At 47.6% G+C, this 1,105-nt stretch carries 2 protein-coding genes; both read right to left on the bottom strand.

Translation table 11 applies throughout. The features are described 5' to 3' along the window. Window positions 1-62 precede the first annotated feature (62 nt). Window positions 63-452 carry a hypothetical protein gene (locus ABIE59_RS19980; protein WP_354449550.1) on the bottom strand — a complete coding sequence of 130 codons (390 nt, stop codon included), beginning with the start codon at window positions 450-452 and terminating at the stop codon, window positions 63-65. A 381-nt stretch (window positions 453-833) separates the two neighbouring features. After that, the coding region (locus ABIE59_RS19975) for a hypothetical protein (protein ID WP_354449549.1) at window positions 834-1,105 on the bottom strand (272 nt) is incomplete at its 5' end.

Below are 1,105 nucleotides of genomic sequence, written 5' to 3'. Positions count from 1 at the left end.
GCAACCCATATCTCTGGCAGCCTGAGCCAGGGAAACAACCGGATCATAGCTTAGGGACACCATCAGGTTGTCCAACTGATTGGGTCCACCTCAGTAAGGGCCTCATTTTTAGCGACGATAGCGCCGCATACTCCTTGTTTGTGAGTGATAGACCCGCAGTAGCCATCAGGCCATATAGGCATTCCGTCATATCCCCTTAAAACGGGTTGAGAAGGACATCCTAGATCTGCGAGCAAGAAGCGGCTAAGTGTTCGTCCTGCTACAAACTCTCTACGCCTTGCAGTAGACGTACCGGATAACAGTTCTTCTTCGGTTTGGTAAAGGTTGTCTTGGAAGTCTTTAACCAACGATAGATGACTGCGTGCACCATTGGGTAGCAAGGCGCTTAGCCAGCCATTTAGGTGATACAAGGACCTTTCTTTGGGCAGGGTAATGGATGAGTGTTTGCTCATTAATCAGAGTGTAACCAATTTTGGTTGATAGGGAGCGGGTAATTGGACATCAAGGAGACCTATGAAACCGCGAATAACTTCTTTGCCTTGTGTGGGGGAGATTTTTTCCACGACGTCCTTTTGTGTCCGGAAGTTGAGTGTGATGAGTCTCGATTGGAGGCAGAGGTGTATCGAGTCGTGGTTGTGTTCTTCCGCGCCTGTGTTCCGACCGATTCATCAGTGGAATTCCTGGAGTCATTAAGGACTTTACCCTTAGCTCTCACAGAATAAACTGAACATGCGATTGCTGAAGAATTAGTTGTTCAATAGCCCTTACCTCCAAGCTCTTCAAGTTCCAAATCATCTGGAATATAGCCGCAGATGAATAAGGTTGTGCTAACTTCAGTAGATCGCCCAATGCGCGACAGCCCTTGGTGCATGCATTCCAAAAAAGCGGGCGTCGGCTTCCTTCTGAATGTCCGCTTTGCGACCTAACCGAACGATGAATTTTTGGCCAGAGGAGAGCAGGTGAGGTGCCCCATATAGTACGATTTCTGTTGTGGTAAACTGGGACAGATCGAGGCTGTAAACCAAATTGTGTAACTGCCCACGACTGAGTAATCTTTTCAAAAGGATACCATCGTGGGTACACAAGTGGATCAAGAAAAACTCAA

This window comes from Marinobacter sp. MBR-99 (genome assembly GCF_040547575.1).
Taxonomy (GTDB): Bacteria; Pseudomonadota; Gammaproteobacteria; order Pseudomonadales; family Oleiphilaceae; genus Marinobacter.
Note: the sequence above shows the minus strand (reverse complement) of the source record. Positions and strands in the feature narration are given on the sequence as shown.